Origin of the sequence: Bacillus sp. FSL W8-1127 (assembly GCF_038006725.1) — a bacterium.
GTDB lineage: Bacteria > Bacillota > Bacilli > Bacillales > DSM-4216 > Bacillus_O > Bacillus_O smithii.
Map to the genome: position 1 here is coordinate 2,623,344 of NZ_JBBOVU010000001.1, position 24,670 is coordinate 2,648,013.

Sequence of the window (24,670 nt, forward strand, 5' to 3'; positions counted from 1 at the left end):
ATGGTATACCCCATTGTCCCAACACACGCTAGCCATTGAACCCCTATGCTCCCTCCTTTCGAATTTTTATAGGAGCGCTAAATGCTGATGTTGGCCTTAAACAGGCAAATGTCAGTCTTGAAACAAAACATGGTAAAAGTTTGATCTTAACATGATTCTATTGCAGCCAATAAGGGGGGATTTGAACGGCATCGCTTCTGCAAGCCCTCTCCTTCTGAACGAAATCAGCTTATTATTGACCGCGTTTTTTCTCTAAAAACCAGCTTTCAATTTTCGCGATCATTCCTTCCATCGCTTTTTTATTGGTCAAAGATGGCAAGTCTGCTAATAACACTTGTTCAGGTGCTTTTACATCTTCGCTTTTCTTCTGCAAAATCAAAATGCTTTTGGCCGCATTTTTATTTTTAAAAACGGAAAGAGGGAGCTGTATCACTGCCTGTATATATACTTCATCTTTCAAAAAGCCTCTCAATTGATCAGCCTGAGGCGATTCAAAAAGAAAATTTGGAATCAAAAAAAACAAAAATCCGGCGGGTTTTGTATAGCGGATACTTTGCTCGATAAAAAGATGGTGAGCATAGGAATGGCCTTCCTTCGCTTTTAACCGATAATTTTGGGCTTGATCGTCATTTGGATAATAGCCGACAGGCAAATCGCACACCACTGCATCTGCCAAATCAACGAAAAGCGGTTCCAAAGCGTCCTGATTATAAAATTGAATCGGATGCTTTAACAGATTGGCCCCTGCATAGGCAAGCTTTATTAATAAATCATCTACATCAATTCCGGTTGCATGGATGTTTTGATCAGATTGCTGATTCAAGATGGTCGTCAGCAAATTTCCGGTTCCGACCGCAGGATCCAAAAGACTGTATTGATCGTAGTCTGCCATAAATTTTTGCATGAGATAACTGACAAACAAACCAATGGAGTCCGGCGTCATTTGGTGATTTGGCTGAATGTTTTTTTTCATTCCTTTTAGGATGGCCAGTTGATAAGCTTTTCGAATATGTTCTTTTGGCATCGAATCTAATGAAATACGATCGTATTGCGTTTGAAGCTCCTTTTTTGTCTTTTCGCTGATTTCTTCTTGCAGCACCATACCTTGAAACAAGTTGTCGGCACTTTCCGCAAGAGCTTCCAGATAGGTGCAAGAAAGAGCCTTTTGCAGCATGTCCGTTGTTTGATCTAAAACATAGAATAACGATTCCATGGAAGATGTTGTATTGGTACTCACCGACATACCTCCTTTATCTCTCATTAAAATACAGAGCCCATTCAATAAAAAACCGAACAGAGATCGCATCCCTATTCGGCATGTTTTTTCCGTTTCTTCCTGATTAGCGTCCGTAAAAGCTGCATTCCGTTTCGGACGATCGGCAAAATTTCAACTGTTTGCTCACAAAAGCATGATACCTTTTCACAGGCCATCATGTCGTTTTGTTTTTTATGCAATGAACATTGTATGATGAACGTCCTATTTGGGAGATACTCTTTCGCTAAAGACGTTAGCCATTATTTTGCTTCCTTAGCAGCCTGAATGGCAGCTTCGTAATCAGGATGATTGGTTCCTTCGCTCACATATTCAACATAGGTAATTTTATCATTACTGTCAACCACAAAGACAGCCCGTGCTAAGAGACGAAGTTCTTTCATCACGACTCCGTAGGCATTGCCGAAGGAAAGGTCGCGGTGGTCGGAAAGCGTAATCACATCTTCCAATCCACTTGAAGCACACCAACGTTTTTGGGCAAATGGCAGATCCGCTGATATCGTTAAAACTTTCACTCCATCCAATTTGGCTGCTTCTTCATTAAAACGGCGGGTTTGAGCATCGCATACTCCCGTATCCAGAGAGGGAACAGAGCTTAAAATCCGCACGCTTCCTTTATAGTCGGATAATTTGACTTCTGACAAATCATTGGCAAGTACGGTAAAGTCCGGCGCTTGATCTCCTACTTTTACTTCATTTCCTAAAAGAGTAACGGGATTTCCCTTAAATGTAATTTTCGCCATATCTTTTCCTCCTATTTAAGGTCTACAACTTCATCATAAAGAAATTCGGCAAAGAAATGCAAATTTCCTGTTTTTTATTCCCTATTTTTCGAACAGGGCTGCCTTATATAGGAAGATGGATTTCATTCATTTTATAAGATGAGGCAGGCCTCATCACAAAAAAGGCAGCTTCCACATAGAAAGCTCCCCTTTGTTCCTTTAAATATTAAAGTCCAAATTTTGTGATTGCTGTCCATTATTTTGACCGTTGTTTTGACTATTCGTTTGGCTGTTGTTTTGGTTTGCGCTTCCCCCATCTTTGTTTTTAAACATCCCTTGGATTTTCTCCATTGCATTAGGCGCTACATCCAAAATCCGCTCCATTAAATGGGTGTTTTCATCTACATGAAGCATCTTGTAGCCTTGGGAGTTGACGATTAAAAAAGCGATGGGTGTGATGGAAACACCGCCGCCGCTTCCCCCTCCAAAAGGAAGGCTCTCTTCTTGGCTGTTTTGCTCATTTTGATCCAGTTTGAATTCACTTCCTCCTGCCGCAAAACCAAATCCAACTTTTGAAACTGTCAATATGACACTGCCGTCCGGTGTTTCAACAGGATCTCCGATAATGGTATTCACGTCAATCATTTCTTTTAAATTTTCCATAGCTGTTGTCATTAAACCTTTAATCGGATGTTCCGACATGGGAATCCAACCTCCTGTTAGATAGAATGATGTTTATTGTTTGCGAAAGAAGACTCACGTTCTGATGGTTTTCCCTTCCAAAAACGGACTATTTTCAATCCGGCAATAATAGCATATCCTATTCGAAAATGAAGCATACACTCAAGTCGTGTCTTTGTGTAAGGAGATTGAAAAGTAGGAACAACATTTAATCTCGGTATCGTCTTTAATCGTATCCACTTACTCAATAAACCGATGAATTCACCTTTGGCTGCCCATAGTGTTCCCGTTAATATGCCGGTCCATGCAGCGTTTTTTACACCAATAGCCGATTCCCACACCAATGAATCAACTGATATATGACGGCAAAAGTGTTTCACAATCTCCTGGAGATCCTTTACTTTTTTTAAAAATTCTCTTCCCTTATGTATCATTTGTACCAGTTCTTCAGGAGTCAAGTTGTTTCGGGAGTGGTACTTCGTCCTTTTTTGATTTTCAGAAGAGACGTTGGTTTCATATTGTAAATTCCATTCATTATTTTCGGGGTTTTTTACCAACTTTAAAAACGGCACTTTAATCGTATATCTTATAAGGCCAAACCAAATCTTGAATTGGATCTGAACGTAGTCATTTTCTTTCTCATGGCAAAAAACGATGTTGATATGAAGCACCGTTGCCGAAATAACGACGATCAATACGACGATCGAGATCAGTATTGTCATGACAATTGCCATACTGCAGCCCCCTTGCCTTTCCACCATTATCGACAAAACCCCAAAAAAATAAACCTGCTTTATGAAGCAGGTTTTAAAGCTTCCACCGTTTTCTCATGAATAACGGCTGTATCAGCGAAATAATCGTGCAATCCTTGTTTTTTCAGCATAAAAGCAACCATTAAATACAGAATGACAATAGTGGTTACAATAAAGCGCCCGATCAATTCCCGAAACAAAACAACAGTCCAAGTTAAACGTTCTTCTGTCAGCGGGACGACTTTTAAGCCAAATACCATTTTTCCAATCGTTTGTCCGGTGAATTTCGTGAATAGAAGAAAATAGCCGTAAAAGAGAACGGCACTCGCCACATGGATGGGGGCAAACAGTTCATGGGCAAAAACGGGTAGATCAAGCCAGCGGAAAACCGGCAAAATCAATATCCGTTTAAGACTTCCAATCACGATTAAGTCAAGTAAATACGCCCAAAAACGCATCCAAAAGCCAGCATAGTGAGGGCCGTACAAAAAAGACTTTGCGCCCTCATGATATCCGTCATCCGCCTCTTTTTTCGTTTCAGCGGCTATTGGCTTTTCTAATTCAGGATCGTGCCTTGATTCATTCATAACGATCCCTCCTCAGAATATAAATACATGAGCCGCGGAGACTGTGAGTGAGTCAAAAGATTCATCAGCACGTTCCATTCGCCGTCCTTTTGAAACATTTTTTGCGCGCTGGCTGCAAAAAAGGAAGAAAGCCCGCTGTTCGTTTCATAACGAAATACTTCGGCACCGCTCAAATGTTTATCTTTTTTCAATTGTTTGATTGTATCATCCAAATAACCGAATTCATCAATTAAGTGAAGCTGCTTCGCCTGCCTGCCATCGTACACACGACCGTCAGCGATTTTTCTGACTTGTTCTTCCGGAATATGCCGCCCCTCTGAAATCACTTTTACAAATTGTTGATAAGAGTTGTTAATCATCGTTTGCAAAATTTGTTTCTCTTTCTCTGTCATCGGGCGGGTAGAACTGCCGATATCCTTGAAAGGACCGCTTTTAACAGTCACAAAATCCACACCGAACTTTTGCGCCAATTTGGAGTAATTCACAGTGTTCATAATCACTCCTAAAGAGCCCGTTAAAGTTTCAGGACTGGCAAAAATTTTATCTCCGGCAGTTGAAATATAATAGCCACCTGAAGCCGCCGTCGGGCCCATAGAAACATAAATCGGTTTTTTTGCCTTTTGCTTAATCTCCATTAATTTATCATGGATTTCTGCACTTTCGGCCACCCCGCCGCCCGGGGAATTGACTCTCAATATAATCGCTTTGATGCTCTTATCATGCTCCACTTTATCAAGCATTTTCATAAAATTTTCGTGGTTGTATCCCGTCTCAAAAAATGAGGCAGTCGAACCCGTATCTTGAATCACGCCATTTACTTCCAAAACCGCAATTTTCTTCAATGTGTTTCCTTTCTCGATGACATCTTCATTGAAATTTCCATCTTGGTTTGTCAGTCCTTCAAAAAGGTTTTCAACGTCTGCAGTCAGCGTGATGCTGGCTAAATTGACAATGACAGAAACTGCGAACAATATAGCCGCAATAGCCAAAGCTATTATTCTTTTCCTATTCATCCATCCTGTCCTCCAATTCTAAAATAAAGAAATTCCATTCCTGTCAATTATTGTAGCAAACCACTTGAACCTACCAAAAGCCTTTTTTGCTTTTTCGCCCCATACAGCCTTTCGTCCATTTCACTGAATTTGCCAACACATAAATCTGAGTTTACGGATTTTATGAAGCTTTTATGCATCGTTTCATTTAAAATAGTACACATCAGGGAATAATTAGAATAGAAAGAAGGAATCACAATGGATCATCAGTCCTCAAAATTGTGGACAAAACAATTTATCGTCATCTTATTAATGGCATTTCTCTTTTTTATTTGCCTCCAAATGCTGACAGCAGGCTATCCCGCCTTCATTTCGGATATTAAACATAACCCTGCACAAGGAGGCTTGATGACCACTGCCTTTATGGCAGCGGCGATTGTAACACGCCCGTTTATCGGAATACTGATGCATAAACTGAATGTGAAGCGGATGGCGATTTTTTCGCTCATCTTCGTCCTGTTGGCAATCGCATTAAGCTATAAATTGGAATCCGTTCCGATCCTTCTCCTTTTGAGAGTTTTCCATGGCATCGGTTTTGGAATCATCACAACTCTGTTGTCCACCATGGCAACCAATATTATTCCGAATCATCGTCTTGGAGAAGGGATTGGCTACTACGGGCTTTCCACCAGCCTAGGAACAAGTTTGGGACCTATGCTGGCATTGTCATTGATGGCAGCCTTCTCATTTCATGTTCTTATCTTTTTATCTGTGTTGTTTACAGCCATTATTCTCATTCTCAGCTTTTCAATCAAAAGCTCTTCAAAGACGGACGGCAAACCGACAAATAGCCAAGCACAGTCACTTATTCAATATGCTTTCGACAAACAAGCCCTTTTGCCTTGTTTATTAATTGTTTGTTACTTTATTTCTCTTGGCGGTGTCGTGAGTTTCATGAATGAATTAGGAAAAGAAGCGAATCTGGGTGGAACGGTTTCTCTTTTCTTTCTGACCAATGCCATCGTTATGACTGTGATACGTCCCATTTCGGGCCGCCTGTATGATCATTTTGGACATAAAGTACTTATTTATCCTGCCGCAATGGCAGGCATTATCGGTCTAATGTTATTATATTTCACTTATAATACGGCGACCTTATTAATAGCAGGTTTCTTTTACGGCCTTGGATATGGAGTTATTCAGCCTTCCCTCCAAGCACTGGCTGTAAGCAGAGTGGCGCAAGACAAAAAAGGGACTGCCAACGCCATGTTCTTCTCTTCCATGGATCTTGGTATAGCGATTGGCTCCTCCGGATTAGGGGTTGTGGCCAACTCAACCGGATACCACACCATGTATGCATATAGTGTTCTTCCTATACTTTTGTTAATCATGATATATACATTTACTTTTGTCATAAACAAACATAAGGATAAAACCATCAAAAAAGCTTCCTGAACGATAAAGCCAATTTCACAACGTAATCAAAGAGCGCTGAAAAAATTCCTATCGCTGTTTGAACCATATTGGTTAAAAATTCTTCTTAGACCTTTTATCGAGTAGGAGGGAGCGATTAACTCCCGTCCTCTCACACCACCGTACGTACGGTTCCGTATACGGCGGTTCAATTAAGATAATTGACGCAAGTCTTTATAACTTCCGTGAATAGCTGTTCTCTTTATGCCAGTGGTCACTCCACCCTCCAAGAGGTCTCCCACGGGATTCACCGCTTCCTCCCTCAAGTGAGGTACTACGTTTTCTGTGTTCATCATGACTCACTGAATACCAAGGGCTATTCTCTCTTAATTGTTCGGTCCTTCTTAGTTGTTCTAGACCAACTAATACTATGACCTCTGCTGACTTCTGACGGTTCAGCTACTTATCACTAAGTAGGTTATGAAGAGTACTTCACATATCCGCCAGACCTCCCCGGGTAAGTACATGCACTTTCACACCATCTATCCGCCTCATTTACTCGATATGACCTTCGACAGAAAGAGCTTTGTTTTGTTATGCAAACTCACTCAATCATACCTAGCCTTATATGAGGTTCGTGTTCCTCGGACCGGTGTTTTGCCTCCAGCTTCCTTCAGATTCCGCGTCACCACGGACACCCTTGCTCTTGGCTAACCTCTACTTCTGTCTTCGGGGTTCGGGACTTACACCCTATAGTTCATGTACATGCCGGGCGCACATAAAAAGGATTGGCCAAGAGTCACCAATCCCTTTTGCGTGATCACTTTTCCAAGAAGAAAAAATTGAATAGAACAAGAGTTGGAATCTTTTCGGTCCATCCTCCTGACTGATCATACCTTCTCATGATGTTCCTTTGTTCCGTTCTTTTTAAAAAAGTTCTTTCGACATAGTCGAAAGAACTTTTGGATTTTATACGAAAATGTAGACTTCCCTATTTAATACTTAGATGAATGTCAAAAAAGAAGAGCCAAGGCTCTCCTTCATTGATTTTCTAGTTTTCAACAGGAATCTCACTTTTTCTTTTTGGATTCTTTCCATTTCTATGAAAGAAGCGAATTTGTGATAATGAAAATACACAAAGCGCCGCCCATATGAATGTAAAGGAAATGAATTTGATCGTCGAAAATGGTTCATGATAAATAAAAATCCCTATCAACAGAGACATGGTGGGCGTAACGTATTGCAAAAATCCAATCATATATAAAGGAATCCGCTGAGCACCTTTGGCAAAATACAAAAGAGGAACTGCCGTGACAATTCCACCGCCAATAAGCAAAAGATCGGTCGCCACACTTTGGTGGAATAGCATCAATTCACCATTGCTATTTAAATACAGTAAAAATAGCAGCGAAAATGGAGTAATCAACAGCGTTTCAAGCGTTAACCCCGTTGCGGATTCGACTTTGACTACTTTTTTGGCCAAACCATACAATCCAAAGGTGACAGCCAACCCAAGGGCCACCCATGGAAATTTTCCATACGAAATCGTAAGGATTAAAACGCCAGTAAGCGCCAAAAGAAAAGATACTACTTGAGCTTTTGACAGTTTTTCTTTTAATATCAAAACGCCTAACAGTACGCTCACAAGCGGGTTAATGTAGTACCCTAAACTTGTTTCAATGATATGATTTTGATTGACGGCCCAAATGTATAAAAACCAATTGGCACTGATCAGCACGGATGCGAAAAATAATGTCAGCCCCATTTTTGGCTGTTGAATAAGCTGCCGGAACGTTTGACGAAACAACGACCATTTCTTTGTGACCAATAGAAAACCAAGCATAAATAGAAAAGACCAAAAAATCCGGTTCGCTAAAATTTCATAAGCGGGAACTTGCTTCAGCAATTTCCAATAAAGAGGGAACAATCCCCATAGCAAGTACGAAAGCCCTGCGTATACAATCCCCAATTTCTCGTCTTTTTTCATCCCTGTCTCCCCCTTCTGTCCAATGATAATATCGATGTTTATTTTCCCAACTGATAAATTTCCTAACAAGACTTGGGCGAATCAGTTGATTTTCACTAAAAAGCCGTTCACCCGTTTGAATATAGGTCTAGTAAGCAGTATAAACGATCTCATCGTCTATCACCGTCATTACTGCTTTCGTTTTTGAAATCTCCTCTTGAGAAATATGGAATACATCACGATCCACAATGGTAAAATCAGCTTTGTATCCTCTTTGTATCTTGCCTCGATCGTGTTCGTGATGACAAGCAAAAGCACTTCCTTTTGTGTAAAGCGAGATGGCTTCATAGACAGTTAGATTCTCATCCGTACGGCCATCGGCTCTTTCTACGACAGCGCCAATGTGCTTAAAAGGATTCACGTCTTCAATAGGAGCATCCGAGCCGCCGGCACAATGTATCCCTTCTGTTAAGATCGTTTTCCACGGAGATACGTACTGCTGCAGACATTCCGGCAAACGTCCTGTATAGGAAACATCGGAACGAATAAAACCAGGCTGAATATCGAGTATAAGATGGTTTTGTTGTTTTAGTCTTGCGATTAAATCATGTCGCAAAATATTTGCATGAATAATCCTGTCTCTTTTTCCTTTCGCCGATGGATATTGTTCCACTACATCCAATACCCGCTCCACAGCTAAGTCGCCAATGGCATGAACAGCAACCGGCAGCCCCATTTCTCGCGCTTTTTTTACCATTTCGACCAACTGGCCATTAGGATGGATTTCCAAACCGTTCGTTTCCGGATCGTCTTGATATGGCGAACTTAATAAAGCGGTTCGGCTGCCCAAAGAGCCATCAGCAAAAATTTTCATAGCTCCGAATTCCAAAAATGGAGTGCCAAATAAAAAGTCAAATCCCGCTTTCCTCCATTCAACTATAACTTCATGATGCACTAATAAATGGGTCCGGAATTTCCGGTTGCTTCGATGAATCACGTGCTCAAAAGCGCGATACGTCCGCCAAAAATCTCCATAATAATTCAAGTCTTCCGTGTGGGCTCCTGTCAATCCATTCTCCCAACAATGTTGAATCCCTGTTTCGAGAATTTTCTTCAAGTCGTCATTTGTATACTCGGGAAGCGTCTGAAACATTCTGTCAATGGCGCGATCTTTTAAGATTCCTGTTAATCGTCCGTCCTCATCCCGTTCGATTTTCCCACCTTCAGGATCAACAGATGTTTCATCAATCCCCGCTTTCTTTAAAGCTGGGGTATTCGCTACAACCGTGTGTCGGCACACCTTTTTTAAAAGAATTGGAATCGTGTCTGAAATTTGATCAAGATCGTCTTTTGTCAATATTTCGCCTGTCGACCAGCGACTTTCATCCCATCCTTCACCGATCAGCCATTCGCCTTCTTTTAGAGAAGAAATTTTTTCTTTGACAGCAGCTAAAACGTCTCTCTTGGATTTCATCTCGGTGAAATCCAGTCGATCGAGTTTTTCTCCCAGACCCAGCAAATGCATATGGCTATCGACAAATCCCGGAAACATTACGGCACCATCCAGTGAAATGGTGCGGTCAAAAGGGGCATGACACAACTCCGCTTCCTTCTTTGAACCGGCAAATAAGATCGTGCCATTTTCTGTCACAACTGCTTCACATGTTTCGTTTTCTTTATTCATCGTAAAAATCTTTCCATTATGCCAAAGGGTTTTCATATCGGATTCCTTCCTTTTGAACAAAATGGAAAACAGGCAGCTTGTGCCGCCTGTTTTTCTTCAAGCTTAGCTCAATGCTTGCAGCTCTTTGTTTCTTAACTCCACCCGTCTGATCTTGCCTGAAGCCGTTTTAGGCAGTTCATCCACAAATTCAATTTTTCTCGGATATTTGTATGGAGCCGTCACTTTTTTCACGTGTTCTTGCAATCGGGGAATTAAGTTAGGATCGTTTTTGTCCACTCCTTCTTTTAAGATGACAAAAGCTTTTACTACATTCCCTCTTACCTCGTCAGGACTCGCCACAACAGCGCATTCTTTGACATACGGATGCTTAACGAGAGCATCTTCCACTTCAAACGGGCCAATGGTATAGCCGGAACTGATAATAATGTCATCGCCTCGACCCTCGAACCAAAAATATCCATCCTCGTCTTTTTTGGCTCTGTCCCCGGTAATATAGTACTCTCCTCGAAACTGCTTAGCCGTTCTTTCCGGATCTTTATAATATTGTTTAAACAAAGCCGGAGTTGACACATGGACGGCAATATCGCCTACTACGCCAGGTGGACAAGGATTCCCGTCGTCATCAATAATTTCCACGTGGTTTCCAGGCGTTGGTTTTCCCATGGATCCCGGACGAATCTCCATGTCCTTCGTCACACCGACGAGAAGAGTGCTCTCCGTTTGTCCATAACCATCGCGGACATAAATTCCAAATTGTTTTTTAAAGATCTCGATGACTTTTCTGTTCAGAGGCTCTCCTGCAGAAACAGCACTGTGTAGATGATCCAGACGATAATCGCCCAAATTGTCGACTTTCGCCATTAATCGATACTCAGTCGGTGTACAACATAGCACATTGACTTTATATTTTTCCAAAAGGTGTAAAAATTTCTTTGGATTGAATCGGCCATTATAGACAAGTCCTGTTGCTCCTGACCCAAGAACGGACAAAAATGGGCTCCAAATCCACTTTTGCCAGCCCGGTCCGGCTGTAGCCCATACGATATCGTCTTTTCCAATGCACAGCCAATTAGGAGCCGCCGTTTTTAAATGTGCATAGCCCCATCCATGAGTATGAACAACCCCTTTAGGATTTCCGGTCGTTCCCGAAGTATAAGGCAAAAAGGCCATATCATCACTTCGTGTATCGGCCATTTCCAATGAATCAGACTGTTTTTCCGCTTCTTCTTCTAAAGACAGCCATCCTTCGCGTTTTCCGCCAAATACAAACGGCAGCAATTTTCCGTCTATAAACTTCTCTGTTTTTTCAAATTCCCCGACAAGGGAATGATAAGAAACGACGGCTTTTACATCTCCATGTTCAATACGATAGTTCAAATCTTTCGTTCTTAGCATTTCCGAACAAGGAACCACGACTAATCCCGTCTTTAGAGCAGCCGTATAAATTTCATAAGCTTCAATTAAGCGTGGGGTCATGACTAAAATAATGTCCCCTTTTTTCAAGCCTCGACTCAAAAAGGCATTTCCAATTCGATTGGCGTTTTGAATCAATTGTCTATATGTAATTTCTCTTGTATCTCCATTTTCATTTTCCCATTTGATCGCCACTTTTTTTGGATCGGAAGCATATTTTTCGAATTCCATTACGATATTGTATTTTTCTGGCGCCAACAAATCCTCTCTTTTCATCCAGAGATCCCTCCTTAATCTTGCTAGCTACTCCCGGCTTTCGCCTTTTTAGGAGCGGGGCATAATCATGAGGCCTTTCGCCAGAAGTATTTGGCAGGCTCGCATTCGCCTCGCTTTTTCATGAAGAGCTCCTTTCACGATAAACACTTACGTATAAAAAAAGACCCTTCTAAAGTACCTATCACTGCTTGTCTTTTCACATAGATCCATTATATCAAAATGATCCACACAATTTGAATCAAATTTTCGATCGGGTATTGTAAACTGACTGCAAAGTTTCGAACAGAAAGAAGCAAGGGTTTCCCCTTGCTTCTAAAGTTTGACGCTTCCATTTATTTATGGTTCTTATTGAAGAAATCATTTTATCGAAGGAAATAGTATCTTTATCTTGATAAACCGTTTAACTGCTGTTCTGCCATTTGGATTAATCGTTTTGTCATTTCTCCACCGACAGAACCGTTGGCGCGTGCTGTTGCATCCGGCCCAAGCTGCACACCAAATTCTTGCGCGATTTCTGCCTTCATTTGTTCAAGAGCATTTTCTACACCGGGAACTAAAAGCTGGTTAGACCGATTATTTCTAGCCATCCATTTTCACCTCCCTGTATTCATTAAAATGTGCATAATCGGTCCGCTTTATTCCCGATGCAGTTCACAATACGTCAAAATAGGTCTTGAAACTCTTTCGATTCAAACTCTTCGCTGATCAAGAGCGTTTCTGTTTTTTCAACCGCTTCTCTTACATAAGGTTCAAAATCAAAAAAGCTTTCGTAGTGTTCCACCCTTTCCAATTTTGGTTTTGTCTTTGGAGAAGGCGGTGTAAAAATAGTGCAACAATCTTCATAAGGAAGAATGGATATATCATGCGTTCCAATTTTTCGAGAGATTTCAATAATTTCCAGTTTATCCATGGCAATGAGCGGTCTTAGAACGGGTGTACTGGTCACATCATTGATGGCCAGCATACTTTCCATTGTTTGACTGGCTACTTGTCCCAAGCTTTCCCCAGTGACAAGTGCAAGTCCGCCGTTTTTCTTCCGGATTTCATCCGCAATGGTTAACATAAATCTTCTTGTCGAAGTCATCGTGTAATTAGCCGGAACCGTTTCATGGATTTTTTGCTGGATTTCTGTAAACGGAACAATATGAAGTTTAATGGTTCCACCAAAGGATGTTAATTTTTTCGCCAAATCAATGACTTTTTGCTTAGCTCGTTCGCTTGTGTAAGGAGGACTAAAAAAGTGAACAGCCTCTATTTCTACTCCCCGTTTCATCATCATGTAACCTGCAACAGGGCTGTCAATTCCCCCCGACAACAGCAACATTGCTTTTCCGCTTACACCGGCCGGAAGTCCTCCAGCTCCTTTGACCCACTCGCAGGATAAAAATACGCCCTCTTTTCGAACCTCTACTAAAAGTTCAATATCAGGATGCTTCACGTCGACCTTAATTCCGTCTATGTTTTTTAAAATGTGAGCCCCCAAAACAGAGTTCATTTCCTGGGAATCGATTTCAAACGTCTTATCCGAACGTCTTGCATTAATTTTAAACGTATTCCCAGGCGAAAAATTGGCTTTAACGAGCGTAAGCGCTGCTTCTTTGACTTTTTCGATGTTCTTCTCCGTCCGTACTACCGGGCTAAACGATTGAATTCCGAAAACATTCGATAGTTTTTCTTTGATTCTTTCATAGGAAGCCTCATTTAGAAGAAGATACATGCGGTCTCTTCCTGCCTGAATTTGGATATTCCCTTCATTTTTCATGATATCTTTTATATTTTTTTTCAGTTTCGTCACAAAAACATTTCGGTTTCTGCCTTTTGTCGACAGCTCCCCGTATCGAATTAACACGCGATCGTAAATCATGGTCATCTCCTCTTTGTTTTCGTAATCGTAGGCAATAATTCTTTTAACGTCGTGATAAATTCTTTTGCCTCTTCCATTGTGTTTTCATACGATAAACTGATGCGAACGCTGAAATCTGCCTCTTTTTCCGGTACTCCCATAGCCAGTAATGTACGGCTCGGCTGATTTTGCCGCGAAGAACAAGCACTTGTAGTCGACAGAAAGATCCCTTTTGATTCCAGCGCATGAACGAGCACTTCGCCTCGAACACCGGATATGGCAAAATTAATGATATGAGGCGCCCCGGAATCCGGAGAATAAATCGTGACGTCTTCTATAGAGCGCAAACTCTTGAATAAATAACGGCGAATATTTTCCATTTCTTTCAAAGCCGTCTTTTGCTTTTCCATGGTCATTCGCAAAGCTTTTGCCATGGCAACAATCCCACCGGTGTTTTCAGTTCCGCTTCGCACATTTTTTTCTTGGCTTCCTCCTGAAAATAGCGGCGAAATTCGAATGCCTTCTTTTATATAAAGAATGCCGGTTCCTTTTAAACCGTGGAATTTGTGTGCGGAAATAGAACAGAAATCAATGATTCCGTCAGACAGAGGCAAAGGAATTTTCCCCGCTCCTTGAACATGGTCAACATGGAAGAAAATTTTCGGGAAATTTTTCAATAGTTTTCCAATTTCTTCGACCGGTTGTATAGACCCAATTTCATTGTTGACATGCATAACGGAAACGAGAATGGTTTCCGGCCGAATCGCTTTTTCCACATCTTCCACTCGAACCATTCCTTTTTTATCCACAGGCAAATAAGTGACTTCAAAGCCAAGATCCTCCAACTGCTTGCATGCATTGTGCACGGAAGGATGCTCAATCGAAGTCGTGATAATATGGTTTCCTCGATGGCGGTATTGCAACGCAGTCCCCTTAATCGCCAAATTATTCGATTCTGTTCCGCCGGAAGTGAAAAACACTTCACTTGGTTTGCAACGAAGCAAAGAAGCAATCTGCTTTCTCGCTTCAGTCAATAATTTTTCCGCTTGTCCTCCAAAAGAATGGAGGGAAGACGGATTCGCATAAAAATTCTCATTTATTTTTAAAAATGACTCCATTACTTCCTTATATGGTTTTGTTGTGGCACTGTTATCGAAGTAAATCATAATTCACACCTTCTCTGTGAATGATTTCTCACACTCAAATACTAATAATAACATAGCCTGAAGTAGGGAACAATCAGAAAGAAAGCAGCTTATCATTCTAAAAGACAGAAAAAAAGAAAGCAGACGATTCAAAGTAAGATTCGAACTCTTCCCCACAATCTAAGCCTGTTCTTAAATGGGGAGGCCAAATCCATTTGAATCAGCCGCTTTCTTTAGTCTTTACCATCCATATTCAATAGATCCGATAGTTTTTTCAAAAATTGAGGATCCACTTTTTCCACTGCAGCTGCAGCTTGCTCAAGCGCCTCGCTGAATTCATAATTTCTAAAAGCTTTTTCCGCTTCTATCAGTTTTTCCCGAACGTTCGGATATTGGCTCCGATAACGATTACCATACTGGATGACTTTTTCCGCCAAAAACACCTGTTCAATCAATTCATCTGTTTTTTGATTGAGAACTTCCACCGCTTCCACAGCCAGTTCCAGCTTGTCTTGAACTTGGTTCATGTTCAACGGCTTCATTTGAAGGCACTGAATGACCTCATTGATTCGTTCTGATGCATCCTCCATCAATGATTTATAGGAATCCGGCAAGCCGGGCACATTGCTTTTCGCCACTTTACGATGGGATTCGTGAATCATTCTTCTCAATTCTTCCAATTTATCTCTAGCGGCTAATTCATCTTTTCGCAAGTTCCCTAAAAACTCCGCAAATCTCTCCTGCTCTTCTTGAAGCGATTCAATGCTTTTTCGAATCTCCATTAAATCATCGTTCAACAGCGAATAAGCAGACTGTTTGGCAAATATTTTACTGGACACGATTTCATACCGTTTCTCCAACAGAGACAATTCTTTATCTAATTTCTTTGGCACATCAATTTGTTCGTCTACTAAATGATAACTTTCTTGAACAAGTTGGGTTTCTTCTTTCAGTTTTCTGTTGTTTTTTTTCAGTTTTTGCAGTAGCTCAAATGTTTGGTTGTTGTTTTGGATTATGTCATGCTTTGCTTTCACTTCTTTTTCCAACAATTCATACAGAAGGTCAATATTTTCCCTCGTCTCGTTCAACGAATCTTCTACTTCTTGAATTTCGGTTTTCGCGATTAAATCTTTATAAAGATCCAGCTCTTTCCGGATTCTCGCAATTTCTTTATCAAGCTGCAAATGATTAAGAATATACCCTTGCTCTTCCATTTCTTTATATCCTTCTTCAAGCTCATCCAGCTGGGAAGGAAGCAAGCTTGTGCATTCCGGAATCAGCACCGGTATACGCTCCATCTTATGCAGCAAATCCGCCATTTCTTCTTTCAGATTCAATACAAGCTCTCTTGCTTCCAAATAGTTCCCCTCAGCGGTCAGTTCTTCAAATTGATCGAATTGAGAGGACAGACTATCAAGCTTTATTTCCAATATAGGTGCGGTTTTTCCGTATGTATGACGATGAGCAAGCAGTCTTTTTCGAGCGGAACGATATTTTTCTTTTATCTCTTCCATATCTCTGCGGTTCTTTTCTTCACTGCCTACTAGTTCATTCAGCTCTTGCAATAAATTATCAATTTTCTCCTCTGCACTGTCCAAATTTTCTTCAATTTGTCTCATGATTTCTTGTGCTTTTCGAAAACGGTATTTGTCAATGCAACTCTCGGCATCTATCAGCTTTTCATCGATTGCCGGCAACTCCGTCGTAATGATTTCATCCCATGTTTGACGCCACCGTTCAAATAATTCTTCCGTTTGTCCAGTCATATTTAATTTTTTTACTTTTTTCAATTCATCCGCTACAGGTCGATTCATAATTTCGATTTTGCGTTTGTCCAATTGATCTACAACTTGATACTTTTTTCTTTTCATTAAGAAACCTATTGTGACCATTATGATGATCAATAAGAATGTGCCGATGACGAACTCCATCGTAAGCCCCCTGTTCCACATATGCCGTACTTTCTCTAAATAAACCCCGCTTTATTGTCCATAATTTCCCGCCTGTAAAAGAGGGGGACGGACTAATCCAGTTGTGGCTCCCAGGTGCTCGAGGTCAACCCCCATCTTGTTGTGGTGGTTGAAACACCGCCACCTCGCAAGCTGTCTTGTGCTTGTCGCACCTTCAGTCGCCTCACTTTTTTATTAATCCTTCTGCGGCTTAAGCCTCTGTTACAAAATCCCTTCCGGCTCTCTGCCTTCCGCCAAATCCCGCCGTGAGATATTTTGATTCAAAGGCAAACGCTGCTCTTATATGTATATAACTTATCCTTGTCCCTTCACCCAACAAGGATCCGTTACGGATAGTTCATCGTTTTATCGTAAAAATATCTTAATGTAAATATGATACCATGTGAATGATCTTTTTTGACAAATAAATTCTAATTTTTTACCAGGAAACTCAAAAATTTGATACACTTTTATTCATACGAAAGAAATATCTTTTCATCGAGGATCCGACTTTCGATTCTCTCATTAAAATTGACTTTGCCGATCAATTATAATAAAGGTTTCGTTTCTAATCTTTATTTTAGCTTATTTCCATCATAAATTCGAGCATTTGAAAGGAGAAATACTATTTATGAGGGTCGATGGTCATATTCACACTCCTTATTGCCCGCACGGAACCAATGATTCTTTCGAGTCGTACATAGAAACAGCCATTTCTCTTGGCTTTGAAAAAATAACCTTTACCGAACACGCCCCGCTTCCGGACGGATTTATTGATACGACTCCGACGAAAGACAGCGGTATGGATCCCGGCCAAATCGATGATTACATAGAAGAAGTTTCCGAATGGAAAAAGAAATATAAAGGGATCATTGATATCCAAATTGGACTGGAAGTGGATTACATCGAGGGGTACGAGCAAAAAACAAAAGAATTTTTGAATCGATACGGGCCGCTTTTGGATGATGCCATTTTATCCGTCCACTTTCTAAAAAAAGGGAATGAGTGGTACTGCCTTGACTACAGCGCTGAGCTCTTTGGAAAGATCGTTGATGTTTTCGGCTCCGTTGAAAAGACATATGAATGCTATTACGAGACGGTATTAAAATCCACAGCGGCAGATCTTGGCCCATATCGCCCGGCAAGAATCGGCCATGTCACGCTTGTTCGCAAATTTCAAAACAAATTTCCTTGCCGAAAATCTTTTGACCATATGATTGAATCGATTTTATCGGCTGTAAAGAAAAATAGCTTTTCCTTAGATTACAACGGTGCAGGCGTCCACAAACCGGATTGTCTGGAACCATACCCGTCGAATGACATCGCTTTGAAAGCAGCTGAAATGGGCATCCCTCTTATTTATGGATCAGACGCCCATCAAGCAAAGGATCTTGGCCAAGGCAGAAAAAAGATGATCTTTTCTCTTCTTGAGGACGGCTCCGGCAAAACAGTCAAATAATTTTTCTGTCAAAATGACGCGTTTCTTGCAAGGAGCATAACGTTGAGTCGATCCAACGCTCGATCATGATCATGTATTTTTCAACAAAATATTTTTCTTGAGGGAATGTGTGCCAAACCTCCCGCAAATATTGACTTTGTAAAAACGGCATCGTCAGCAGCGATTTTAATTGAATGATCACTAAACTTTCCGGCAGATTGGCGAAAATTCCCTCTTTGATTCCTTGTTCCAGAATCAAATGAAAAAGATATTTTTCCTTCACTAAATAGGATGCAATAATTTCACGTGAGATTTGGGAGTCAATAGACACTTCCCTCCAGACAAAACGAGTCAATAAATGATTTTCTCTTTGAAACGAAAGTATGCTTTTCAAGCCTTGTTTTAAACATTCATCCGGGGGCGCCATTTCAAGTAAAAATACTTTTTCTTCCAGACAAGACAAATAGCCTTCAAAAAATTGGGTTAAACACGCTTCCAATAATCCTTGTTTTCCTTTAAAATAATAGGAGATATTCGCTGGGTTCACTTTCGCTTTTTTGGCTATGTCCCTTACCCCGGTTCCGTCATAGCCTTTTGTATTAAAAAGAACAATGGCTGCGTCCATAATTAATTCTTTCGTTTCCTTTAATGTTGCGTTCATTTTCTTCCCTCTTCTCTCCTTAATTGATCGCGATGTTTAGGACAAAACAAAAACTGGGATTTTTGATTTCATTGATCGATCAGAATTTTCTGTTTTTTGACTGTTTGCCTTTCCCGTTTGAGAAATCGGGGATTCTCTTTGTTGCAAGGATGCGAATGACGGTGACGTGCCCATTGATTATGTCTGCAACCTATCAAAGCTGTAAAACTTATTCTTTATCAAATTTCGGATTCATACGTAAAAATCCTTTATAATTTTATCGACATTTTCTTTCAGAATCGACGTGAATTTTCAGAGAGAAGGGTGATCATGATGTTTCAAGCAGAAACGTACAAAGGCTCTAAAGAAGAGCAGTATCAACTCGTCATCAAACAATTGAAAGCCTTGATGGAGTCCGAAACGAACAGAATCGCCAATTTAAGCAATGCTTCCGCTTTATTAAATCAATTTCTTAAAGAAATAAATTGGGTCGGTTTTTATTTATATGAACAAGAAAAAAATGAACTTGTCCTCGGACCGTTTCAAGGACTGCCGGCCTGCGTCCGCATCCCGCTCGGAAAAGGGGTTTGCGGAACAGCCGCAGCAGAACGAAAAACCATCCGCGTAGAAGATGTCCATCAATTTCCCGGCCATATCGCCTGTGATGCCGCTTCCCAATCGGAAATAGTCGTTCCGATGATTAAAGCGGGACAGTTAATCGGTGTTCTCGATATCGACAGTCCGATTATCAATCGTTTTGATGAGATCGATCAAAGCATGTTGGAACAATTTGTTCATGCTTTAGTGGAATTTTTATAAGAAAGGCTTGTTTGCTTTCAAAAAAAGAGGCGGATTCTAAATTTTATTTGGAATCCGCCTCATCCCGACTTGTTATGAAAAAGGCATTTTGCTGTCGTTTTCACTATGATAACTAATGGTCATTTTGTTTTTGCCGGTTGCTTTCGAAACGTACAGTGCTTGGTCGGCTTTTTTAAACAACGATTCTACGTCTTCTCCACTTCCTTTGTACCATCGAGACATTCCGCAAGAAACCGTCACTTTCGGATTCGTCTTTTCTTCCACTTCTACTACTATCCTTTGTGAAAGTTTCTCTGCTTCATTCACAGTCAAATGAGGAAAATAGATAGACAGCTCCTCTCCGCCCCATCTTGCAGCTATTCCTTTTTGACCGGAGACAGATTGAATAATTTTGGCCACTTGAACGATGACCTCATCCCCTACTTGATGTCCGTACGTGTCATTGATTTTTTTAAAATCATCAATATCGATCAGAAGAAAGCTCCCTTGTTCGTCGTTCTGCAGCGACTCGCTCATCTTTGACTCCAAATAGTTTCGGGAATATAAATTCGTTAAATAATCGGTAATCACAAGACGTTCAAGTTCCTCTCTTAAAAGAGAATTGGTCAAAGCCAATGTGGAATGATAAATCAAGGACTGCAGCAATTTATACATATCAAACGTAAATCCATAGGCGCTGTCTTTCAATACAATGCAAAATCCTTTTAGCATGTCGCTTTCAAACATGGGGACAGCCATTAATGAACGATATGGAAATTTTCTATCCGTTATTTTTCTGGCTATGTCCCCAATAAATATCGAATCTTTTTCTTCTTCCATTCTCTTTCCTACATACGATATGTACATTTTTCCCGATTCATCCAAAAAAATCGGGGAGCTTCCTTCCAATACTTTATAGCCATCTTTTTCTATAAAAATGAATCCGCAAGCAGAAGCTCCAAAGGAGGAAAGGATTTTGGACTGCAAAAACAATATAGTATCGGAAAAGCGCAAATTGGAATTCAACTGCCGCGATGTTTCGTTGATAAGCTGCAAATCGGCAATAAATCGTCTCGATTGCTGATAAAGCTTGGCATTTTCCAAAGCGCTTCCACCTGTTTCCACAAGCAGCCGAATAAACTCAATTCTTTCGTTGTTCAATTGAAAAAGCGGACAATCGACTTTTAAAAGTCCGTACACCCCTTGCTTTCCTTTTATAGGGACATATAAAACACTTTTGTTTGCTTGCGTTAAGTGCTCCACTTTTACTTCGCCGCTTACATACGCTTCCATCGCCATAGAGCGAGTATTTTCCATTTCAAATAAATGGACGGGCAATTCTATGTCATTTTTATCAATGGTAAGATTTAACGAATAAAAATAATGAGGAAAAACGCGTTTGAGGGTGTCCACCATTTCGTTTAATACACATTCAATATTCATTGAAGAATGAAATCTTTTTGTTGCTTGAAACAATTCTTTATAAAATTTTTCCCCATTCGAGATGGAAGAAACAAAGGCATAACGTTGAAAAAAACGATGGCTTTCTTCCGTAAATTCTTTTAAAAACCTTTCGGTGATTTTTTCTTCCAAAGGAGTTTTTACAAATAAACAGCCATAGACTTCATGTTCACAAAGAAACTGGACGCCAAACGAATATTCGGAATAGCAGCGACTGACATCCAGGATATCCCGTTGTACCCATCGTTTATTTTCAAACAGATGCTCGATCTCTTTCCGCTGTTCATTTGAAACGGTTTGCATCGAACTTTTGTCCAAAAAATGGAATTTTTCTGACTTTAAAATGTCAGAAACAGATTTCAGCCATTTTTGTTGAACATTTTGTTCATCCGGGTCCACGATAAGCTCATATAGTTTCGCTTTGTACAAAGTCATCATATTTTTCAAAAAGATTTCGTCCATCCTTTAATCACCTGTGTTTCCCATCCAATTGATTTTGCAGCGGCTGCAAAGCTCCACACAGCTCTGCACGCTTAAAAGGAAGGATTCCCGGTTTCCATTTCAATCATGTTGCGTCAACTGACGTAAAGGTTTTGAAACTCGTACCTTCCAACTATAAAATTTTCCTCATTTAGATCCATGTCAATCATACAAAACGATTTTTAATTAAATATTTTTCGGAATATTAAATAAATTTAATCACCTTGCATTATTTTCAAATCAATCCTTTATAGTATAGCATAGAAAAAAAGATTATTATATATATTATTCAAACTTTTTCCATTGTCCTGATTTATTATTTTTTTACTACCTTAATTCCATAAATATGAAAAAAGAAATGACTATTTCACTAATAAATAAGTTTTATCTTCCTCTCGAATTTTAATTAAGACAATAAAAATAGTTAGTCGGGGATGCAAAAACAGAAAAGAGAAACAGGAGGAATAAAAAATTCATTGATCAGATTCAAGCAAGCAGTTTGGCAGTCTTTCTCATTTTCATATTAGAAACACTCATTTCAGCACAGCTGCTTATGAAATCATTGTTTCGATTTTAATGATACTCCAAGTTCATTTCGCAGGCTGATCCTATCCTTTTGAAGCAATGATTCCGTTTCAATGCCTTATTCTGAAATCAGTGCTCCCACTTTCTTTTCGCTATCCAATCAACTTTCACCTTTTTCTTAAAACGCCCTTGACTCACACAACAAGACGACATATAATGAGGTTTGTGTAAAATAAAGTAAGCAGCCTTTGTGAACACATTTTTGCGTTCATTTTGTTCCTCACATCCAATGAGAATAAATCTTGGATGAGGTGCATCGCGTAACCCTTAGCTGCTGGGGCGATGGTGCATGAAAACAAAATGGCCAAAATTGCTGTCTCACGCCTGTTTTTTATTTTACAACAAAATAAAATAAAGGAGGAGTTTTTCCATGGCTCGTTACACTGGCCCTACATGGAAAATTTCCCGTCGCCTTGGCATTTCCTTAAGCGGAACGGGGAAAGAATTAGAAAAACGCCCATATGCTCCTGGACAACATGGTCCAAACCAACGTAGAAAACTTTCCGAATATGGTCTTCAATTGCAAGAAAAACAAAAATTACGCCATATGTACGGAGTAAATGAACGTCAATTCCGTAATCTGTTCGTAAAAGCTGGCAAAATGAAAGGGGTTCACGGTGAAAACTTCATGATTTTGCTGGAATCCCGTCTTGACAATCTTGTTTATCGTCTCGGTTTAGCGCGTACTCGCCGCCAAGCTCGTCAGCTTGTTAACCACGGTCATATTCTTGTAGATGGAAGCCGCGTAGATATTCCATCTTACCAAGTTCGTCCGGGGCAAACCATCGGTGTTCGCGAAAAATCTCGCAACCTTGACATTATTAAAGAATCCGTGGAAGCTAACAACTACGTTCCTGAATATTTAACTTTTGATGCTGATAAATTAGAAGGAACTTATACTCGTCTTCCAGAACGTTCTGAGCTTCCTGCTGAAATTAACGAATCTCTTATCGTTGAGTTCTACTCTCGTTAATCAATTTAAAAAGAGCCTGTTTAGGCTCTTTTTTCATTTCTTCGCTCGTCGGTTCCCCATTTTTTTCGATTCCTCAATGAAAGAATCTCTTCTCTTTTGAGGAAAAAAGCTTTTAACATCCGTATTCATATAACAGAAACAGCGTCCCATGACTTTTTAGGACGCTGTTTTTATTCTTAGTATTTAATTAAAAAGTATTTCTTTTTCCCTCTGCGGACAATCGTAAACTGGCCCTCAATACGGTCATTTTCCGTTAATTGATAGCTTGTATCCGTGACTCTTTCTCCGTTGATATAGATGGCTCCATTTTGAATATCTTCGCGAGCCTGGCGTTTCGATGGAGAAATTTTTGCTTGGACTAATAAATCAACCAAACCCAGTTCTTGAGTTTCCTTCACTTCATAGGAAGGGACATCTTTAAATCCTTGTTTAATCTCTTCTGCTGATAATTGTTTAATATCTCCGCTGAATAACGATTCTGAAATGCGAATCGCTTGATTGAGCGCCTCTTGGCCATGAATAAGGCGGGTCATTTCTTCCGCAAGCGCTTTTTGAGCTTTGCGCAAATGCGGCTCTTTTTTCAATGATTGTTCCAAATCCTCAATTTCTTCTTTTGTCAGGAACGTAAAGTATTTTAAGTATTTCACTACATCTTCATCCGCTGTGTTAATCCAAAATTGATAGAATTCAAAAGGAGAGGTCTTTTCCGGATCCAGCCAAACAGCACCGTTTTCTGTTTTCCCGAATTTTGTGCCATCTGCTTTCGTCACAAGCGGGATCGTTAAACCATACGCTTTTGCTCCGTCATGAATCTTTCGAATTAATTCCAATCCGGTTGTAATGTTGCCCCATTGGTCGCTTCCGCCGATTTGTAATTTACATTGATACTCATCGAACAAATGCAAAAAGTCGATCCCTTGCAAAATCGTGTAGCTGAACTCTGTAAACGAAATACCGGTTTCTAGGCGGGAAGCGATCGTATCTTTTGCCAGCATGTAATTGATGCCGATGTATTTTCCATAATCACGCAAGAACGTAATGACGTTCATCGTACTTGTCCAGTCATAATTATTGACGAGCACCGCTCCGTTGGATCCATCAAAATCAAAAATTTTCTCTAATTGTTTTTTCAACCCTTTTACATTTTCTTGAACCGTTTCAATCGTTTGAAGTTTGCGTTCTTCTTTTTTCCCGCTTGGATCGCCAATCATCCCCGTTGCTCCACCGATCAGCACAATCGGTCGGTGCCCGTGCTGTTGAAAACGACGAAGTGTCAAAAACGGAAGCAAATGTCCAATATGCAGACTGTCGGCCGTTGGATCCACTCCGCAATATAGCGAAATCTTTTCGTTTTCAAGAAGCTCCTTAATATCCTGTTCATCTGTTTGTTGGTAAATGATCCCTCTCCACTGTAATTCTTCCAGTAAATTCACCGTTGTTCCTCCTTTGATCAAGAAATTTTTTCCAAACGCAAAAAAGTCCCTGCTAAAAAAGCAGGGACGCTGTTCGCGCGGTACCACCCAAATTGAGAATTGCTTCTCCACTCATTGATTGCTAACGGTTTAGACCGTTTGCCGCTACTCTCCTTTTCACGGCAAA

20 protein-coding genes and 1 other annotated feature (1 of these 21 running past the window's edge) are annotated in these 24,670 nt (G+C 40.4%); of the genes, 4 read left to right on the top strand and 16 right to left on the bottom strand.

Annotated elements, in window-relative coordinates; translation table 11 throughout:
- Nucleotides 1–232 precede the first annotated feature (232 nt).
- The 6 genes from NST12_RS12315 to sppA all read right to left on the bottom strand — a co-directional run bounded on the left by NST12_RS12315 (nt 233) and on the right by sppA (nt 5,028).
- A complete protein-coding gene (locus tag NST12_RS12315) occupies nt 233–1,213 on the bottom strand; it encodes a class I SAM-dependent methyltransferase (RefSeq protein WP_341030496.1) in 981 nt (326 codons plus the stop codon).
- Between the two features lie 302 nt (nt 1,214–1,515).
- Complete coding sequence (tpx, locus tag NST12_RS12320; RefSeq protein WP_048623825.1) at nt 1,516–2,016, bottom strand: thiol peroxidase; 501 nt, start codon at nt 2,014–2,016, stop codon at nt 1,516–1,518.
- Between the two features lie 198 nt (nt 2,017–2,214).
- A complete protein-coding gene (gene ytfJ / locus NST12_RS12325) occupies nt 2,215–2,697 on the bottom strand; it encodes a GerW family sporulation protein (protein ID WP_341030058.1) in 483 nt (160 codons plus the stop codon).
- A 17-nt stretch (nt 2,698–2,714) separates the two neighbouring features.
- Nucleotides 2,715–3,410, bottom strand: coding sequence for a DUF2953 domain-containing protein (locus NST12_RS12330; protein WP_341101388.1), 696 nt, complete (start codon nt 3,408–3,410; stop codon nt 2,715–2,717).
- Between the two features lie 59 nt (nt 3,411–3,469).
- Complete coding sequence (locus NST12_RS12335; protein WP_341101389.1) at nt 3,470–4,015, bottom strand: RDD family protein; 546 nt, start codon at nt 4,013–4,015, stop codon at nt 3,470–3,472.
- On the bottom strand, nt 4,012–5,028 hold the full coding sequence (gene sppA, locus NST12_RS12340; protein ID WP_048623829.1) for a signal peptide peptidase SppA: 1,017 nt from the start codon (nt 5,026–5,028) through the stop codon (nt 4,012–4,014). Before sppA ends, NST12_RS12335 begins: the two co-directional genes overlap by 4 nt.
- A gap of 237 nt (nt 5,029–5,265) precedes the next feature.
- On the opposite strand from sppA, the gene NST12_RS12345 reads away from it, so the two are divergent.
- Nucleotides 5,266–6,462, top strand: a complete 1,197-nt coding sequence (locus NST12_RS12345; RefSeq protein WP_341030060.1) for an MFS transporter — start codon at nt 5,266–5,268, stop codon at nt 6,460–6,462.
- Nucleotides 6,463–7,471: 1,009 nt separating this feature from the next.
- Here the strand turns inward: NST12_RS12345 and rarD are convergent.
- The 7 genes from rarD to ezrA all read right to left on the bottom strand — a co-directional run bounded on the left by rarD (nt 7,472) and on the right by ezrA (nt 16,678).
- Nucleotides 7,472–8,407, bottom strand: coding sequence for an EamA family transporter RarD (gene rarD, locus NST12_RS12350; RefSeq protein WP_003355654.1), 936 nt, complete (start codon nt 8,405–8,407; stop codon nt 7,472–7,474).
- 127 nt (nt 8,408–8,534) lie between these two features.
- Nucleotides 8,535–10,106: an amidohydrolase gene (locus NST12_RS12355; protein ID WP_341101391.1), complete on the bottom strand. Its 1,572-nt coding sequence runs from the start codon at nt 10,104–10,106 to the stop codon at nt 8,535–8,537.
- A gap of 66 nt (nt 10,107–10,172) precedes the next feature.
- Nucleotides 10,173–11,759, bottom strand: coding sequence for an acyl-CoA synthetase MbcS (mbcS, locus tag NST12_RS12360; RefSeq protein WP_048623833.1), 1,587 nt, complete (start codon nt 11,757–11,759; stop codon nt 10,173–10,175).
- A gap of 383 nt (nt 11,760–12,142) precedes the next feature.
- Nucleotides 12,143–12,346, bottom strand: a complete 204-nt coding sequence (locus NST12_RS12365; protein WP_003355662.1) for an alpha/beta-type small acid-soluble spore protein — start codon at nt 12,344–12,346, stop codon at nt 12,143–12,145.
- A gap of 74 nt (nt 12,347–12,420) precedes the next feature.
- A complete protein-coding gene (gene thiI, locus NST12_RS12370; protein WP_048623834.1) occupies nt 12,421–13,623 on the bottom strand; it encodes a tRNA uracil 4-sulfurtransferase ThiI in 1,203 nt (400 codons plus the stop codon).
- A gap of 2 nt (nt 13,624–13,625) precedes the next feature.
- On the bottom strand, nt 13,626–14,768 hold the full coding sequence (locus NST12_RS12375) for a cysteine desulfurase family protein (protein ID WP_048623835.1): 1,143 nt from the start codon (nt 14,766–14,768) through the stop codon (nt 13,626–13,628).
- Nucleotides 14,769–14,980: 212 nt separating this feature from the next.
- Nucleotides 14,981–16,678 (bottom strand): septation ring formation regulator EzrA, encoded by a 1,698-nt coding sequence (gene ezrA, locus NST12_RS12380; RefSeq protein ID WP_048623836.1) that lies wholly within the window; start codon nt 16,676–16,678, stop codon nt 14,981–14,983.
- Between the two features lie 649 nt (nt 16,679–17,327).
- Between ezrA and hisJ the strand changes: the two genes are divergently transcribed.
- Complete coding sequence (gene hisJ, locus NST12_RS12385; protein WP_341030064.1) at nt 17,328–18,155, top strand: histidinol-phosphatase HisJ; 828 nt, start codon at nt 17,328–17,330, stop codon at nt 18,153–18,155.
- On the opposite strand, the gene refZ is transcribed toward hisJ, so the two are convergent.
- Nucleotides 18,148–18,795: a forespore capture DNA-binding protein RefZ gene (refZ, locus tag NST12_RS12390; RefSeq protein WP_003355667.1), complete on the bottom strand. Its 648-nt coding sequence runs from the start codon at nt 18,793–18,795 to the stop codon at nt 18,148–18,150. The genes hisJ and refZ overlap by 8 nt on opposite strands.
- Before the next feature lie 312 nt (nt 18,796–19,107).
- On the opposite strand from refZ, the gene NST12_RS12395 reads away from it, so the two are divergent.
- Nucleotides 19,108–19,593, top strand: coding sequence for a GAF domain-containing protein (locus NST12_RS12395; protein WP_003355668.1), 486 nt, complete (start codon nt 19,108–19,110; stop codon nt 19,591–19,593).
- Nucleotides 19,594–19,665: 72 nt separating this feature from the next.
- On the opposite strand, the gene NST12_RS12400 is transcribed toward NST12_RS12395, so the two are convergent.
- Nucleotides 19,666–21,495, bottom strand: a complete 1,830-nt coding sequence (locus NST12_RS12400; protein WP_341101396.1) for a sensor domain-containing diguanylate cyclase — start codon at nt 21,493–21,495, stop codon at nt 19,666–19,668.
- A 973-nt stretch (nt 21,496–22,468) separates the two neighbouring features.
- Here NST12_RS12400 and rpsD point away from each other — a divergent pair.
- Nucleotides 22,469–23,071, top strand: a complete 603-nt coding sequence (rpsD, locus tag NST12_RS12405; RefSeq protein WP_003355671.1) for a 30S ribosomal protein S4 — start codon at nt 22,469–22,471, stop codon at nt 23,069–23,071.
- A gap of 176 nt (nt 23,072–23,247) precedes the next feature.
- Here rpsD and tyrS read toward each other — a convergent pair whose 3' ends face one another.
- Entirely contained in the window at nt 23,248–24,504 is a 1,257-nt protein-coding gene (gene tyrS, locus NST12_RS12410) for a tyrosine--tRNA ligase (RefSeq protein WP_048623840.1), read from the bottom strand.
- Nucleotides 24,505–24,563: 59 nt separating this feature from the next.
- Nucleotides 24,564–24,670: a binding site (T-box leader), on the bottom strand (it continues 104 nt past the right edge of the window).

Coding starts and splice junctions, on each gene's coding strand:
- hisJ (WP_341030064.1), top strand. CDS start 17,328: ATGAGGGTCGATGGTCATATTCACACTCCTTATTGCCCGCACGGAACC.
- NST12_RS12375 (WP_048623835.1), bottom strand. CDS start 14,768: ATGATTTACTTCGATAACAGTGCCACAACAAAACCATATAAGGAAGTA.
- NST12_RS12355 (WP_341101391.1), bottom strand. CDS start 10,106: ATGAAAACCCTTTGGCATAATGGAAAGATTTTTACGATGAATAAAGAA.
- NST12_RS12395 (WP_003355668.1), top strand. CDS start 19,108: ATGTTTCAAGCAGAAACGTACAAAGGCTCTAAAGAAGAGCAGTATCAA.
- rarD (WP_003355654.1), bottom strand. CDS start 8,407: ATGAAAAAAGACGAGAAATTGGGGATTGTATACGCAGGGCTTTCGTAC.
- ezrA (WP_048623836.1), bottom strand. CDS start 16,678: ATGGAGTTCGTCATCGGCACATTCTTATTGATCATCATAATGGTCACA.
- NST12_RS12330 (WP_341101388.1), bottom strand. CDS start 3,410: ATGGCAATTGTCATGACAATACTGATCTCGATCGTCGTATTGATCGTC.
- rpsD (WP_003355671.1), top strand. CDS start 22,469: ATGGCTCGTTACACTGGCCCTACATGGAAAATTTCCCGTCGCCTTGGC.
- NST12_RS12315 (WP_341030496.1), bottom strand. CDS start 1,213: ATGGAATCGTTATTCTATGTTTTAGATCAAACAACGGACATGCTGCAA.
- ytfJ (WP_341030058.1), bottom strand. CDS start 2,697: ATGTCGGAACATCCGATTAAAGGTTTAATGACAACAGCTATGGAAAAT.
- sppA (WP_048623829.1), bottom strand. CDS start 5,028: ATGAATAGGAAAAGAATAATAGCTTTGGCTATTGCGGCTATATTGTTC.
- NST12_RS12345 (WP_341030060.1), top strand. CDS start 5,266: ATGGATCATCAGTCCTCAAAATTGTGGACAAAACAATTTATCGTCATC.
- thiI (WP_048623834.1), bottom strand. CDS start 13,623: ATGATTTACGATCGCGTGTTAATTCGATACGGGGAGCTGTCGACAAAA.
- NST12_RS12365 (WP_003355662.1), bottom strand. CDS start 12,346: ATGGCTAGAAATAATCGGTCTAACCAGCTTTTAGTTCCCGGTGTAGAA.
- mbcS (WP_048623833.1), bottom strand. CDS start 11,759: ATGAAAAGAGAGGATTTGTTGGCGCCAGAAAAATACAATATCGTAATG.
- tpx (WP_048623825.1), bottom strand. CDS start 2,016: ATGGCGAAAATTACATTTAAGGGAAATCCCGTTACTCTTTTAGGAAAT.
- NST12_RS12400 (WP_341101396.1), bottom strand. CDS start 21,495: ATGGACGAAATCTTTTTGAAAAATATGATGACTTTGTACAAAGCGAAA.
- refZ (WP_003355667.1), bottom strand. CDS start 18,795: ATGAACGCAACATTAAAGGAAACGAAAGAATTAATTATGGACGCAGCC.
- NST12_RS12335 (WP_341101389.1), bottom strand. CDS start 4,015: ATGAATGAATCAAGGCACGATCCTGAATTAGAAAAGCCAATAGCCGCT.